A 14,991-nucleotide genomic window follows, 5' to 3' on the forward strand; every position below is an offset into this window, starting at 1 on the left:
AGACTCGTTATGATCAGTACCTGGAGGGTAAAGATAAAAAGACGTCGCATAAAATGGGTGCTGCCTGCACTGTCTTGGAGGTTCGGTCTGCTCATTTTGCCACGCAGGGTTCTTGTGCCCCGTCGCTGCATGAGACACCATGACAACCAAAGACGCGCAGGCCAAGTCTCGGGGAGGACGCAATGTCAAAGAAACGGTTGAGTGTTGTAGTGACGCGACGGTTACCGGAAGCGGTGGAAACCCGCCTGTCGGAATTGTTCGATGTCCGCCTGCGGGAAGACGACACACCCATGACCCGTGCCGAGTTGATCGAGGCTGTCAAAGGGGCGGATGTGCTGGTGCCCACGCTCACCGATGAGATTGACGGCGCATTGATCGGGCAGGCGGGGGACCGCCTGAAGCTGATTGCGAACTATGGCGCGGGTGTGGACCATATCGACGTCTCAACCGCACGGCAGCGGGGGGTCCTTGTCTCCAACACGCCCGGTGTGCTGACCGATGATACCGCGGATATGACCATGGCGCTGATCCTGGCCGTCACCCGGCGGATGCCCGCCGGGATGTCGGTGATCCAGCAGGACACCTGGGATGGCTGGGCCCCCACCGCCTTGATGGGACGCAGGGTGTCGGGCTGCCGGTTGGGCATTCTGGGCATGGGGCGCATCGGCCAGGCGGTCGCACACCGCGCGCGGGCCTTTGGCATGCAGATCCATTACCACAACCGCCGCCGCCTGCATGACCAGATCGAAGAGAGTTTCGAGGCCACCTATTGGGAGAGCCTTGATCAGATGGTTGCGCGGATGGATGTGATCAGCGTCAACTGCCCCCACACACCAACGACGTTCCATCTGATGAACGCGCGGCGGCTGAAACTGATGAAGCCCGACGCGGTGATCGTGAACACGTCGCGTGGGGAGGTGATTGATGAAAATGCGCTCACCCGGATGCTGCGTGCGGGCGAAATCGCCGGTGCAGGCCTTGATGTCTATGAACATGGCACGGAGATCAATCCACGTCTGCGCGATCTGGAAAATGTGGTACTCTTGCCGCATATGGGGTCCGCCACGCTGGAGGGCCGGATCGAGATGGGCGAAAAGGTGATCATCAACATCAAGACCTTTGATGATGGCCACCGTCCTCCTGATCAGGTTGTCCCCTCGATGCTTTAGCAGCGTTGACCCCATTGAGCGGCATGCGCCGCACGCGATTTTATGAATTTGGCAGGGCCAAATTTGGCGAGGCTCTGCCTCGCGCTCCGGGATATTTGGGGAGAAAAGAGAGGAAAGATGCGATGCGTTTGACTTTGATGACAGGTGTAATGGCGGCCTGGGGTGTGGCAGTCGCCGCGCAGCAGGCGGCGGATGCGGTGGACCCTGAAGCCGCCACAGCAGGGGCTTTTGAAGCGATCTCACCGGCGGTGGCCGAGGCGCTGGCGGCCAAGGCGTCTGGCGTGCCGGTTGTCGCGTCGGACTGGATGGTTGCGGCCGCCAATCCTCATGCGGTGCAGGCAGGGGCAGATGTGCTGGCGCGCGGCGGCACGGCGGCGGATGCGCTGGTGGCGGTGCAGGTGATGCTGGGTCTGGTGGAGCCGCAAAGCTCGGGTCTGGGCGGCGGGGCGTTTCTGGTCTGGTATGATGCGGCAAGTGGCGAAGTGACGACGCTGGACGGGCGCGAAACCGCCCCCCTGGCGGCGACGCCGCAGTTGTTTCAGGATGATGCAGGCGCGCCGTTGAAGTTTTTTGATGCGGTTGTGGGCGGTTTGTCCGTGGGCACGCCCGGTACACCTGCGTTGCTGGCTGAGGTGCATGCGCGCTGGGGGACGCAGGACTGGGCGTCCTTGTTGGCACCCGCCCGTGATTTGGCGCTGGAGGGGTTTTCCGTGTCTTCGCGTCTGGCGGGGCTGGTTGCCGGGGATGCGGAGCGGCTGGCGTCCTCGGACGTGACGGCGGCCTATTTCCTGCCCGGTGGGACGCCTGTTGCGGCGGGCGATCTGTTGAAGAACGAAGCGTATGCCGCGACGCTTGATGCCTTTGCAGCGCAGGGGGCGGATGCCTTTTATGGCGGGCAGATTGGCCGCGATGTCGTGGCAACGGTGCAGGGGGCGGCTAAGCCCGGTGTGCTGTCGGAGGTGGATATGGCCATCTACCGGATCAAGGAACGCCCGGCGGTCTGTGCCCCTTACCGCGCGCATCAGGTTTGCGGGATGGGGCCGCCCTCCTCGGGGGCGGTGGCCGTGGGGCAGATTCTGGGGGCGCTGGAAGGGTTTGATCTGAGCGCCGGACCGCAGGACGTGGACGTGCGGCGGTTGATGGGAGATGCCGCGCGGTTGGCGTTCGCGGATCGCGGGCGTTATCTGGCCGACAGTGATTATGTGCCGGTGCCGGTGGCGGGGCTGCTGGATCCCGCCTATATGGCGGAGCGGGCGCAGGTGTTGAACACCGATGCAGCCCTGCCTGAGGTTGCACCGGGCAATCCGGCGTTTGATCATGCGTTGAACTGGGCGGATGATGTGTCGATTGAACTGCCGTCGACTTCTCATATCTCCATCGTGGATGCGGCGGGCAATGTGGCCAGCATGACCACGACGATCGAGAATGGCTTTGGCAGCCGTCTGATGGTTGGCGGGTTTCTGTTGAACAATGAGCTCACGGATTTTTCCTTTCGCAGCCACCGCGAGGGTGTGCCGATTGCCAACCGGGTGGAGCCGGGCAAGCGGCCGCGTTCGTCGATGTCGCCCACGATTGTCCTGAAGGACGGCGCGCCGGTGTTGGTGGTGGGATCGCCCGGTGGCAGCCGGATCATTGGCTATACCGCCCAGGCGATCATCGGTGTGATCGACTGGGGCATGGATGTACAACAGGCGGCGAGCATTCCTCATGCCGTGAACCGCTTTGGCACCTATGATCTGGAAGAAGGCACCGCCGCGGTGGGGCTTGCGGACGGGCTGACGGCACTGGGGTTTGAAGTGAACACGCGGGCGCTGACGTCGGGCCTGCATCTGATCGCGATTGGCGATGGGGTGCAGGGCGGCGCGGACCCGCGCCGCGAAGGCATCGCGCTGGGTCAATAGGGAGAGAGACGATGGCAGATGGTGGCAGCTTGCCCCGCAATGCGGCGGGGATTGAAACGGCTCTGGGGATCCTCAAACAACAGTTTGGGGAGCGGTGCCAGACCGGGGAAGCGATGCGCGAACAGCATGGGCATACCACCACCTGGATCGAGAACCAGAAGCCCGATGCGGTGATCTTTGCGCAATCCACGCAGGAGGTGTCGGAGATCGTGAAGGTATGTGCCGCCCATAAGGTGCCGATCATTGCCTATGGCACAGGCACTTCGCTGGAGGGGCATGTGAATGCGCCGGCAGGCGGCATTTGTGTGGATCTGATGCAGATGGACAAGGTGCTGGAGGTCAATGCGGGGGATCTGGATTGCCGGGTGCAGCCGGGGGTGACGCGGGAGGCGCTGAATACCTATCTGCGCGATCAGGGGTTGTTTTTCCCGATTGATCCCGGTGCCAATGCCTCCCTTGGGGGGATGACGGCGACGCGGGCCTCGGGCACCAATGCGGTGCGCTATGGCACGATGAAGGACAATGTGCTGAGCGTGGAGGCGGTGATGGCGGATGGCCGGGTGATCCGCACTGCACAGCGCGCGCGCAAGACCTCTGCAGGCTATGACCTGACGCGGTTGATGGTGGGTTCGGAAGGCACGCTTGGGCTGATCACGGAGATTACCTTGCGCTTGCAGGGGATACCGGAGGCGATATCCGCCGCGCGCTGTTCGTTTCCTTCCGTGGAAGCGGCGGCAAAGACGGTGATGGCGGTTATTCAATACGGCTTGCCGGTGGCGCGGATTGAGCTGCTGGACAAATGGCTGGTGAAAGCGCTCAACAGCTATTCCGGGCTGGATATGCCTGAAGAGCCGATGTTGCTGCTGGAATTCCACGGCTCGGACGCCGCGGTCAAGGAGCAGGCGGAGACCTTTGGGATGCTTGCGGAGGAGGAAGGCGGTAGCGGCTATACCGCCACGGCCACATTGGAGGAACGCACGAAGCTCTGGCAGGCGCGTCACGATGCCTATTGGGCGATGCTGGCGCTCAAGCCCGGATGCGGGGCGGTGGCGACGGATGTCTGTGTGCCGATTTCGCGCTTTGCCGAAGCGGTGGCGGCCTCGGAGGCGAAGGCGGCGGAAATGGACCTGTTTGCGCCCGTGGTGGGGCATGCGGGGGACGGCAATTTTCATGCTTCGCTCTTGGTGAATATGGAGGATGCGGCGGAAGTGGCGCGGGCGAAAGCCTTTGTCAGCTGGCTCAATGACATGGCGATTGGCATGGACGGCACCTGCACTGGCGAGCACGGCATCGGGCAGGGGAAGCGGCCCTATCTGGTGCGGGAATTGGGGGCGGATACGGTGGATGTGATGGGGATGATCAAACATGCGCTGGACCCGGACAACATCATGAACCCGGGGAAAATCCTGCCGTAGGGGTTTTCCAAAAGGAGCGGGCAAGCCCGCATTTGATTTATTGATTTTCCTCCGAAAAATCGGGGTGCGAGACGCTGTCTCGCGCTCTGGGATATTTATGGAGAAAAGAGGGGCGCGCCTGAGGGGCCTTGCGCGGTGGGGAGGTCGTATTTTTGCGGATTTGGGTCGGCTGCTGCGCGCGTTTTGGGGGTATGGGGCCCTAAAACAGGGGCGGAAGCGTGCTGTGAAGGAGTCGGTCCATGAAAACGCAAGTGAAAGCATTGGTTGTGGGTGGTGGTGCCGTGGGCACCGCGATTGCCTATCATCTGGCGAAGGCGGGATGGGACGATGTGATGCTGCTGGAGCGCGACGAGTTGACCTCCGGTTCCACATGGCATGCGGCGGGGCTGCTGCCCTATTTCAACATGTCTTATGCGACCACGCATATTCATGACTACTCCATCAAGTTCTACAAGACGCTGGAAGAAGAGACCGGGCTGAATGCGGGTTTTGCGGTGGTCGGCAACCTGCGCATGGCGCAGACGCAAGAGCGGATGGATGAGTATATGCTCTATGCCTCCACCGCGGAGACCTGCGGGGTGCCCTATCAGTGGATGACCCCTGATGAGATCAAGGCCAAATGGCCGCTCATTCGCACGGACGATCTGAAGGGCGCGATTTATCACCATACGGACGGCTATATCAACCCGGCCGATGTGACCATGGCGATGGCCAAGGGCGCGCGGCAGCGTGGGGTGATGATCGAGCGGAAGTGGCAGGCGGATGCGTTTCACTGGAACGGCGAAGCTTGGGAAGTGACCGCGACCAAGATGGTGGAAAAGGGCGGCAATCTGGTGCCCTCGGGCCAGCAGATTGTCATCACGGCGGAGCATGTGGTGACGGCGAGCGGCAACCATGCGCAGCGCACCGCGAAGATGCTGGGCATCAAGATGCCCGCCATTCCGGTGGAGCATCAGTTCATCGTGATGGATCAGGACCCGGAACTGGTGAAATTCCGTGAAGGTGGCAATGTGGAGCATCCGGTGATCCGCGATGCCGATGCCCAGTCTTATGTGCGCGAAGAGCGCGGTGGCTGGATCCTGGGTGTGTATGAGCGCGACGCGCCCGCCCGGTTTGAATACGGCGTGCCGGACAGCTTCCGCGCGGATCTGTTCCAGCTGGATCTGGACCGGATCGAAGATCAATACATGGCGATGAACCACCGCATTCCGACGACCGAAGAATGTGGGCTGAAGGATGATTTCAACGGGCCGATCTGTTACACGCCCGACGGCAATCCGCTGGTCGGGCCCGCACCTGGTCTGCGCAACATGTGGCTTGCCGAAGGGTTCTCCTTCGGCATCACGGCGGCGGGCGGCACGGGGTATTACCTGGCGCAACTGATGGTCGACGGCGAGGCGGAGATCGACATGGCGTCGCTTGATCCCAAACGCTACGGCGATTGGATGACGACGGAATTTGCCGCGCGCAAGAATGAAGAAGCCTATGAACACGTCTATATCCTGCACCACCCGGATGAGGAGCGGCCCGCCTGTCGGCCTTTGCGGACCTCGCCAGCCTATGACCGGCAGGCGGCACGGGGCGCGCAGTTTGGCTGGGTGAATGGCTGGGAGCGGCCGAATTACTATGCCCCGGAAGGGTTCAGCGACCACGACAGCCGCAGTTTCCGGCGTGGCGGCTGGTGGCAGTATGCCGTGGAGGAGGCAAAGGCCATCCGCGAAGGCGTGGGCCTGATTGATGCGACGGCCTTTACCAAACATGTGGTCAAAGGCCCCGGCGCAACGGCGTTTCTGGATTGGTTCACCTGCAACAAACTGCCCTCGGTCGGGCGGATCAACCTGACTTACGCGCTGACCGGCGCAGGGACGACGCGCACGGAATACACCATCGTGCGCTTGGCGCAGGATGAGTACTACCTCGTGTCTGCGGGCGCCTGGACGGCCTATGACAGCGATTACCTGCGCAAGGCGATTGAGGACAAGGCGCCCGAGTTCGGCTATATCGAGTGCCACGATGTCACGACGCAGTGGGGTGTTTTCGCCATCGCGGGCCCGAAATCGCGCGATGTGCTGCGGGAGATCGTGAAGGATGCAGACCCCGATACCGTGCTCAGCAACAAGCGTTTCCCCTGGCTGACCATGCGCAACATCGAGCTGGGTATGGCGCCCGTGCGGGCGATCCGCGTGGCCTATACCGGGGAGTTGGGCTGGGAGCTTCATCACCCGATCGAGATGCAGAACTACCTCTTTGATCAGCTTGAGAAGGCGGGGGAGAAGCACGGCATGAAGTTGGTCGGTGCGCGGGCGCAGAACTGGCTTCGGCAGGAGAAATCCTATCGCGCGTTTGGCACGGAACTGGGTCGGGATGCCACGCCGCTTGAGGCGGATCTGCCTCGGTTTGTGGATCTGAACAAAGACTTCCACGGCAAGCAGCGCATGGTGGATCACGGGATCAATGCAAAATGCGTGACCGTGCTGATCGACGGCCCTGCGGATGCGGACCCCTGGGGGCGTGAGGTGCTCTATGCGGGGGATGAGCGCACCGGACGTCTGACCTCTGGCGGCTATTCGGTGGCCTTCGGCAAATCCATCGGCATGGGATATGTGAAGCCTGAACATGCCGCACCCGGCACCAAATTGAAGGTCAAGATGTTCGATCAGCTTTGGGATGCGGAGATCACCGAGGACAGCCCTTATGATCCAGGGAACGCACGCATTCGGGTGGACGGTTAAGCAATCGCCCGCGCCGCCACCCAGGCTTGCCAAGCGTCCTGACTGCCATTGAAGGCGTTCAGGTCCACTTCGCCTGCGACGCCGTCAATAAGCCCCGTGGCGGAGTACTGCCAGAACCGCCAGGGCTGACCGGGATAGGCCTCGGCCGGGGTTTTTGCGGTGGTGCGGAGCCAGAAATCATACCCCGTGAAGCTGCGCAGGTTGGCGTCTTCGTAGAATCCCGGCGTCGTATAGATGATCGGGCGCGTCCCGTAATGGGCCGTGACGATGGCCAGCCAGCGGCGCATCTGGTCCTGCACTTCCGCAGCCGGGGGGCGTACCGTTGCACAAGTGGGCGATTGGGGGTTCCACTCCATATCCAGCACGGGCGGCAGATCACCTGCGCGCCGTGGCACATTGCGGATGAACCAGCGGGCCTGCACCTCCGGTTCGGTGCAGAAATAGTAAAAGTGATAGGCCCCGCGCCACATGCCGGACCGGCCTGCACCGCGCCAGTGGTCTTTGAACGACGGATCCAGCAGGTCGCCGCCTTCGGTCGCTTTGATGAAGGCGAAATTCGCCCCGTTTGCACGCGCGGTGTTCCAGTCGATGCGGGTTTGGAACCGCGCTGCGTCAATCCCGTGTACGGGGAACTGCGCAGGTCGGGGGGTGGCAAAATCAACCGGGTCGGCGTCATCGAACCTCTGACGGAACAGCATGCCCGGCGGGCCCGGTGGCGCGCTGCGCGGCGCGGCGCCGCAGGCGGCAAGGCTGGTCAACCCCAACAGGGCAAGGCGGCGGGTCATCGGTGTCATCAGCGGGGCTTTCTGCCGACAAAGGCGAGGTTGTTTGCGGGCATCGGGACAGGTGCTGCGCTTGCCAGACCGGCCTGCGCCAGCCAGCCCGAAACGGTGCTGTCGTCCTTATACCCGATTGCGGCATCCGCAGCACGCAACTGCGCGTCAAACCGCGCATCGCCTTCGCTGGTCAACTGGCCATCCCGCTTGAACGGCCCATAGAGCATCAGCGTGCCGCCCGGAGCCAACGCCTGTCCGGCCTCCAGCACGAGGGTCTGTGCGGCGGCATCTGACACCAGATGCAGCAGGTTGATGCAAACGATCAGGTCTTGGGCAGGCATGTCCCGGCTCCACCCTGATGCGCAGGCATTCAGCGCGCGGACGGGCGCGATGTTGGCGCATGCGCTCTCCATCCGGTAGGCATCAATGCTCGCTCGGCGGTCCGCGGCCAGATCGCTGGGGTGCCATGTCAGGCCGGGCAGGGCTTGGGCAAAGGCGACGATATGCTGCCCGGTGCCGCTGGCCAATTCCAGCGCGGTGCCTGTGGTCGGTGCCACTTCCAACAAAAGGTTGGTCAGGGCATCGACATTGCGCAAAGCCGAAGGCGCGTTCAGTTTCATGCCTTCGGTCGCCTCCGCAACACTTGCGGTGGGGGGCAGGCGGCCGGTCACGTCTGCTCTTCCAGTCGGTCCGTTGCCGGAGGCGGGGTGGGCGACAGGGCGCTGACGCGCGCGTAGGTCTCCGCGTCCATCGTGTAAGACTTTGCCGCAAGGGAAGGGGCCAGCTGCGCCGCCGACCGGGCAGAGATAATCGGGCTGGGCCCTGTGGGATGGGCAGCAACCCACGCCACGGCCAATGTCGCGGCATCCACACCCATCTCACGTGCCAGCGCAGACAGCCCCGCAGCCGCATCGCGCATGGCCTGCTGGTCATACCGCGCGGCATAGCGGTGGTCTTCGGTCAACCGTCCCGTGCCGCCCGCTGCATATTTCCCGGTCAGCAATCCACCGCCTAACGGCGAATAGGGCGCGACCAGAATGCCCAGATCATCCGCCATCGGCAGGATCTCAACCTCCGCCTGACGTTTGGCGAGGTTGTACATCGGTTGGATGACGGCAATGTCCAGATCAAATTCTGCCGCAACCCCTGCGGCTTTGACCACCTGCCACGCGGCATAGTTGGACAGACCAATGTGGCGCACATGCCCGCGCGCTTTCAGTGTCGCAAAAGTGTCAAAGGTCTCCCGCGGATCGGTATCAGGATCGAACCGATGCAGGTAGAGAACGTCCAGCGTGTCCATCCCCAGCCGTTGACGCGATTCCGCGCTGCTGGTCAGAATGTTCTCAGCCCCTGACCCGCCAGTGTAGCCCGCTTTGGTTGCGATGATCAGGTCATCCCGGTGATCACAGGCAAAGCGGCCCAGCAGCGTCTCGGACGCGCCATCGGTATAGACATGCGCGGTATCGAAATGGTTGATCCCGCCGGCAAGGCAAGCCTCAAACATCGCGCGGGAAGCGGTTTCATCCGCCCGCCCGCCAAACTGCATCGTACCAAAGGCAAGGCGGCTGGCAGGGGTGCCGTTCGGGCTGGTGAGTGTCTGTTTCATGGCAGAAGTGGTGCCACGCGGCGCTTTCGGGCGCAATCCGGAGCATGTGAAATTCGAGTGAAAAGAAAAATGTAGCAAACACTACAGAAAATAGATATAGAAATGTAGTACACGCTACATTCATGAGGACGCCATGACCCAGACCTTCCAAAACCTCACCGCGAAACAGCTGTTCGTCTTTGTTCTATACGGCGTTGCTGGCTGGCTCACTGCCGCGCTGCTCCTGCGTGTGCTTGGCCCAACCGGCATCTATGAAGGAGGGCTGCGGGTGCTGGTTTATGCGCTGATCATTCCGGGCACAGTGCCGGTGGTCTGGCTGGCCGGAAAGCTTGCGGCGGCTCGGCCGGGGCAGCTCTACCCCGGTTTCGCCCTGAGTTCCGGCATCGCGACCCTGTGTGATGGGGTGGCACTGGCGTGGTTTCCCACGCTTTATGGTGCATCCGTTGACCTGCACGCGGGGGCAGGCGGGACCATCCTGTGGGGTGTCGGCGTGGGCATCGTGCTGGCTTTGGTGATGGACAAAGGGCCCAGCACAGCCAATTGACCTACAGCAACTCCCGCACCAGATCCTGCATGCCCACCGCGCGCAGCACAACAATCCCTTCCAGCCCGATCATGATATGCGTCGCTTCCTTGCGGCGCAGATCAGGATCAGCGGTGGCAAGCTGCCCCTCGATCCACTGGTGAAACCCCCGCCCAATCGCCTGTCCGACCTCCGCCAGATGCGGATCATGCCGCGCTGCCCGCGCGGCCAGATCAAGCCACAGCCGCAGATACGGCCAGACCGCATCTGACAAGACCACTTCATCCAGATGCGCATGCAGCGGCTCCTTGCGCATCTTCTGCGGCACCCGATTGGCCTCAAGGATCTCCGTCAATTGCTGCGCCAGCAGCGCCATCGCGGCGCCAATGATCTCTTCCTTGTCGGCAAAGTAATAGAGCAGCATCCTGTCGCTTTGATCCGCCGCCTTGGCCATCGCGCGCAGCGTGGCCGCCTCCAGCCCTTCGTCAAGGATGAAAGCCGCGAGCCGTTCCAGAATGGCATCCCGTTTGGCCACCTCAGCCGAGGCCCTTTGCCGTCGCACGCACGTAGGCAGGCCGTGCCTGCATCTTTGCCACGAAATCCGCCAGCGCCGGGCAGGCCTCTGCGTACCCCATGCGCATCGCCACTTCCGCAGGAAAGCTCAACATGATGTCAGCCGCCGACAGGCTGTCCTGCACAAAATGCCCCGAAGCCCGCAACATCCCATCCATATAGCTGAAATGACTGCTCAATTCCGCCTTGATGCGCGGCTGCAAAGGGGCCGCTGCCTCCCCCAATCGCCCTGTGTAGAGGTTCAGCAGGATCGGTGTCATGGCGGAGCCTTCGGCAAAATGTATCAGCTCCAGATGGGTGATATGGGCATCACGCCCCACCTCCGGGATCATCTCGGGCGCATATCGCTGGCACAGCACCTCAACAATCGCCGCGCTTTCCGTGACCAACCGCCCGTCGATCTCAACCATGGGTGATTTGCCCAAGGGATGCACCGCGCGCAGCGCATCAGGGGCGAGGTTCGTCTCGGGATCACGGGCATAAGCGGTCACGTCATAGGCGACCTCCAACTCCTCCAGCAGCCACAGGATGCGGTGCGACCGCGATCGGTTGAGGTGGTGAAGATGGATCATCTTGCATGGCTTTCATTCAAGGGTTTGTGCCACTCTACCGGGTGACAAATGAAAGGAAAGAGCATGATCATTCAGGACAGGGCACAGCTGCGGCACACAGCCCGCGATGCAGCAGGGCCGGGGTGGACATCGCTGCGGCTGCTGGTCCGGTCAGACGGCATGGGGTTTTCGATGACCGAAACCCATGTTCTGCCCGGTGCCGTGCTCAAGCTCGAATACAAGCACCACGTGGAGGCCTGTTATTGCATCGCCGGCGAAGGCACCGTGATCGAAGCCGCCACAGGCATGCGCCACACCATCAAACCCGGTATCCTCTATGCCCCAAACGCCCATGATAAACATGAGATCCACGTCCCCGACGGCGACACGCCCCTGCATCTGATCTGTGTCTTCTCCCCGGCGCTGGAAGGCGATGAGGTGCACGGGCCAGACGGCAGCTATACCGCACCAGAGGCGTGAGGGATCATTGCCCCACAACCCAACCCACGAAAAAAGGCCCCGTCGATCAACGGGGCCTTTCCTGTCTTCAAGTGGTCCCGCTTACTGGGGAATTTCCGCGTCGATCCCTTCGACGTAGAAGTTCATGCCCGCCAGCGTGCCATCGTCAGCGGTTTCACCATCCGCCAGAAACGGCGTGCCGTCCTGCTTGTTCAGCGGCCCGGTGAACGCATGGTATGACCCATCCGCAAGTGCGGCTTTCATCGCCAGCGCCTCTGCCTTGACGTCCGCTGGCACCGCATCGGAAATTTCGCCAATGCCAACCATGCCAGGGCCGATGCCGTCCCATGTGTCCATGCTTTCCCATGTGCCATCCATCACGGCCTGCGTGCGCGCGATGTAGTATGGTGCCCAGTCGTCAATGATCGAGGACACGCGCGGGAAGGGCGCATACTGCCCCATGTCAGAGGCCTGACCAAAGGTCACCACATTGCCCGCTTCCTGAGCCGCCGCCTGCGGGGCAGTGGAATCCGTGTGTTGCAGGATCACATCCGCGCCCTGATCAATCAGCGCCTTGGCTGCGTCTGCTTCCTTGGCGGGATCGAACCATGTGTAGGCCCAGATGATCTTGAACTCCACATCCGGGTTCACCTTGCTGGCGTGGATATAGGCGGAGTTGATGCCCCGGATCACTTCGGGGATCGGATAAGAAGCGATGTAGCCGATGATGTTCGACTTGGTCATCTTGCCCGCGATGTGGCCCTGAATGGCGCGGCCTTCGTAGAAACGCGCCGAATATGTGGACACATTCGGATGCAGGCGTTTGTAGCCCGTGGCGTGCTCGAACTTCACGTTCGGAAACTTTGCCGCGACGTTGTTCGTCGGGTCCATATAACCAAAGGAAGTGGTAAAGATCAGGTCCGCCCCGTCCAGCGCCATCTGCGTCATCACGCGCTCTGAATCCGGACCCTCGGCCACGCTTTCGACGAACACGGTTTCGACCTTGTCACCAAAGTGCGCTTCGACCGCCTGACGGCCCTTGTCATGCTCATAGGTCCAGCCGCCGTCGCCGACAGGGCCGACATAGACAAAGCCAACCTTGGTCTTGTCATCGGCCATGGCCGTCGTGGCCAGACCCAGCGCCAATGCGGCACTTGTCAGAAGTGATGTGAGTTTCATGTGTTTTCCCCAGTTGTTCCCATTAAGGGTTTCGTTTTGGCCTCAGCTTGAGGCGTGGAATGTCCGACCAAGCGAGGCCGGCGCAGCAGATTTATCGCGGCTCAGGATCACCAGAACCACGATCGTAATCACGTAAGGCGACATTGCCAGATACTCCACCGGAATGGCAACGCCTGCGCCCTGCAGATTCAACTGCAACTGGGTGATCCCGCCAAAAAGATAGGCACCCAGCAGCAATCGCGCCGGTTTCCAGCTGGCAAAGACCACCAGCGCCAGCGCGATCCAGCCCACACCGGCGGTCATCCCTTCGGTCCATTGTGGCACGCGGATGAGGCTGATGTAGGCCCCGCCAATGCCCGCGCAGGCCCCGCCGAACATGATCGCAGCCGTGCGGATGCGCTTGACCTTATACCCCAGCGCATGCGCCGCATCATGGCTTTCGCCCACCGCGCGCAACACCAGCCCCATGCGGCTGTATTTCAGCATCGCCCAGACCGCGATGACCAGCACAAGCCCAAGGTAGAGGATGATGTCATGGGTAAACAGAATGGGTCCGATCACCGGAATATCCGCGAGCGGTCCCCAGTTGATATCCCCCAACCTTGGCGGTTTGATCCCCACATAACTCTGCCCCAACAGCGCTGACAGGCCGAGGCCAAAAAGCGTCAACGCAAGCCCCGAGGCCACCTGATTGGCCAGCGCCACCTGCGTGAGAAAGGCAAACAACAGGCTCAGCAATGCGCCACCCACAGCCGCCGCCGCAAACCCGAGCAGGGGCGAACCCGTCTCCACTGCCGTCGCAAACCCGCAGATTGCGCCGACGATCATCATGCCTTCCACGCCAAGGTTGAGCGAGCCGGATTTCTCCACCACCAACTCCCCGATGGCGGCAAAGATCAGCGGCGTCGCGGCGATCAGGAAGCCTGCAACAAAGAGAATTGGATTGATTGCCGACAGATCCATTACACCACCTCTCCCGCGCCAAAGCGCAGCCGATAATTCGTCAACACATCCAGCGCCAACAGAAAGAACAACAACATCCCCTGAAACACCTGAATGGCCGCGGCAGGCAGCCCCAACTGGCTCTGCGCAATGTCCCCGCCAATATACGTCAGCGCCATCAACAGCCCCGCCAGCAAAATCCCCACCGGATGCAAGCGCCCCAGAAACGCCACGATAATCGCCGTAAACCCATAGCCCACGTTGAAATCAATCGTCACCTGCCCCGCAGGCCCTGACACCTCGAACATCCCCGCCAGCCCCGCCAACACCCCCGACATTCCCAGACAGAACAACACCAGCCGCGTCGGATTGACCCCGGAAAACCGTGCCGCACGCGGCGCTTCTCCCGTCACCCGAATGGCAAACCCAAGCTGATGCCGCGCCAGCAACACATAGGCAAAGATCACTGCGACCAATGCCGCCACAATACCCCAATGCATCCCCGTCCCCGTAATCAGCTCCGCATTATGCGCGCTGGCGTATTGCTGCAAATTCCGGCTCCCTGGAAAGCCAAACCCCTCGGGGTTCTTCAACAACCCCAATGACATCGACGCCAGAAACTGCTCCGCCACATAGACCAGCATCAAGGACACCAAAATCTCATTTGTCCCGAACTTCACCTTCAAAATCGCCGGGATCATCGCCCACAGCCACCCGCCAAAAGCCCCCGCCAACACCATCAACGGAAAGATAAAAGCAGATTCCATCGGATAAAACGCCAGCCCCACACCGGCACCAAAGAGCGCCCCCATGATGTACTGCCCCTCAGCGCCAATGTTCCAGATCCCCGCCTTGAACCCCAACGACAACCCAATCGCGATCAGCACCAAAGGCGCGCCCTTGATCAGCAACTGCGGCCGGTAGAAAAACGCAAACTCCCCGAACAGCGGTTCCCAGAAAATCGTTGCGATGGCCTGTACAGGATCCTTACCCAGCACCGCAAACAACGCGCCGCCAAACACCATCGTCGCCACCACCGCCAACAACGGCGTCGCCAGTGACATCGCCCGGCTTGGCTGGGGCCTCTTCTCAAGCCGGATCAAAACGCACCACCTGTCTTCCAAATGGTTAAAGAAACCCTGCCAGAGGCCTGAAATCTCTTCTG

The 14,991-nt window shown here is 61.7% G+C and carries 14 protein-coding genes; 6 read left to right on the top strand and 8 right to left on the bottom strand.

Features of this window, described 5'->3' with window-relative positions; all coding sequences use genetic code 11:
• Positions 1 to 182: 182 nt before the first annotated feature.
• The 4 genes from Q1A91_RS13200 to Q1A91_RS13215 all read left to right on the top strand — a co-directional run bounded on the left by Q1A91_RS13200 (position 183) and on the right by Q1A91_RS13215 (position 7,217).
• Complete coding sequence (locus Q1A91_RS13200; RefSeq protein ID WP_299878002.1) at positions 183 to 1,169, top strand: D-glycerate dehydrogenase; 987 nt, start codon at positions 183 to 185, stop codon at positions 1,167 to 1,169.
• 122 nt (positions 1,170 to 1,291) lie between these two features.
• Positions 1,292 to 3,070: a gamma-glutamyltransferase gene (gene ggt / locus Q1A91_RS13205; RefSeq protein ID WP_299878006.1), complete on the top strand. Its 1,779-nt coding sequence runs from the start codon at positions 1,292 to 1,294 to the stop codon at positions 3,068 to 3,070.
• Positions 3,071 to 3,081: 11 nt separating this feature from the next.
• On the top strand, positions 3,082 to 4,485 hold the full coding sequence (locus tag Q1A91_RS13210; RefSeq protein WP_299878009.1) for an FAD-linked oxidase C-terminal domain-containing protein: 1,404 nt from the start codon (positions 3,082 to 3,084) through the stop codon (positions 4,483 to 4,485).
• A gap of 239 nt (positions 4,486 to 4,724) precedes the next feature.
• The gene (locus Q1A91_RS13215) at positions 4,725 to 7,217 is read left to right on the top strand and encodes an FAD-dependent oxidoreductase (RefSeq protein ID WP_299878012.1); all 2,493 of its coding nucleotides are present in this window, start codon (positions 4,725 to 4,727) and stop codon (positions 7,215 to 7,217) included.
• Here the strand turns inward: Q1A91_RS13215 and Q1A91_RS13220 are convergent.
• The 3 genes from Q1A91_RS13220 to Q1A91_RS13230 are packed head-to-tail and all read right to left on the bottom strand — an operon-like array spanning position 7,214 to position 9,599.
• Entirely contained in the window at positions 7,214 to 8,011 is a 798-nt protein-coding gene (locus tag Q1A91_RS13220; protein ID WP_299878015.1) for a GH25 family lysozyme, read from the bottom strand. The genes Q1A91_RS13215 and Q1A91_RS13220 overlap by 4 nt on opposite strands.
• Positions 8,011 to 8,664, bottom strand: coding sequence for a DUF938 domain-containing protein (locus Q1A91_RS13225; RefSeq protein ID WP_299878018.1), 654 nt, complete (start codon positions 8,662 to 8,664; stop codon positions 8,011 to 8,013). The genes Q1A91_RS13220 and Q1A91_RS13225 overlap by 1 nt, the downstream gene beginning before the upstream one ends.
• Positions 8,661 to 9,599, bottom strand: coding sequence for an aldo/keto reductase (locus Q1A91_RS13230; RefSeq protein WP_299878021.1), 939 nt, complete (start codon positions 9,597 to 9,599; stop codon positions 8,661 to 8,663). The genes Q1A91_RS13225 and Q1A91_RS13230 overlap by 4 nt, the downstream gene beginning before the upstream one ends.
• Before the next feature lie 133 nt (positions 9,600 to 9,732).
• Here Q1A91_RS13230 and Q1A91_RS13235 point away from each other — a divergent pair, with 133 nt between their 5' ends.
• On the top strand, positions 9,733 to 10,143 hold the full coding sequence (locus Q1A91_RS13235; protein WP_299878026.1) for a hypothetical protein: 411 nt from the start codon (positions 9,733 to 9,735) through the stop codon (positions 10,141 to 10,143).
• A gap of 1 nt (position 10,144) precedes the next feature.
• On the opposite strand, the gene Q1A91_RS13240 is transcribed toward Q1A91_RS13235, so the two are convergent.
• Together Q1A91_RS13240 and Q1A91_RS13245 are read right to left on the bottom strand one after the other, a co-directional pair.
• On the bottom strand, positions 10,145 to 10,657 hold the full coding sequence (locus tag Q1A91_RS13240; RefSeq protein WP_299878029.1) for a TetR/AcrR family transcriptional regulator: 513 nt from the start codon (positions 10,655 to 10,657) through the stop codon (positions 10,145 to 10,147).
• Between the two features lies 1 nt (position 10,658).
• Positions 10,659 to 11,267, bottom strand: coding sequence for a glutathione S-transferase family protein (locus tag Q1A91_RS13245; RefSeq protein WP_299878032.1), 609 nt, complete (start codon positions 11,265 to 11,267; stop codon positions 10,659 to 10,661).
• Positions 11,268 to 11,330: 63 nt separating this feature from the next.
• Between Q1A91_RS13245 and Q1A91_RS13250 the strand changes: the two genes are divergently transcribed.
• Positions 11,331 to 11,726 (top strand): ectoine synthase, encoded by a 396-nt coding sequence (locus Q1A91_RS13250; protein WP_299878035.1) that lies wholly within the window; start codon positions 11,331 to 11,333, stop codon positions 11,724 to 11,726.
• An 81-nt stretch (positions 11,727 to 11,807) separates the two neighbouring features.
• On the opposite strand, the gene Q1A91_RS13255 is transcribed toward Q1A91_RS13250, so the two are convergent.
• From Q1A91_RS13255 to Q1A91_RS13265, 3 genes are read right to left on the bottom strand one after another with little or no spacing between them, the layout of a single operon-like run.
• Positions 11,808 to 12,884 carry a BMP family ABC transporter substrate-binding protein gene (locus Q1A91_RS13255; RefSeq protein ID WP_299878038.1) on the bottom strand — a complete coding sequence of 359 codons (1,077 nt, stop codon included), beginning with the start codon at positions 12,882 to 12,884 and terminating at the stop codon, positions 11,808 to 11,810.
• A 42-nt stretch (positions 12,885 to 12,926) separates the two neighbouring features.
• Entirely contained in the window at positions 12,927 to 13,847 is a 921-nt protein-coding gene (locus Q1A91_RS13260) for an ABC transporter permease (protein ID WP_299878041.1), read from the bottom strand.
• Complete coding sequence (locus Q1A91_RS13265) at positions 13,847 to 14,929, bottom strand: ABC transporter permease (protein WP_299878044.1); 1,083 nt, start codon at positions 14,927 to 14,929, stop codon at positions 13,847 to 13,849. Before Q1A91_RS13265 ends, Q1A91_RS13260 begins: the two co-directional genes overlap by 1 nt.
• Between the last annotated feature and the right edge of the window lie 62 nt (positions 14,930 to 14,991).

This window comes from uncultured Sulfitobacter sp. (genome assembly GCF_947500075.1).
Taxonomy (GTDB): domain Bacteria; phylum Pseudomonadota; class Alphaproteobacteria; order Rhodobacterales; family Rhodobacteraceae; genus Sulfitobacter.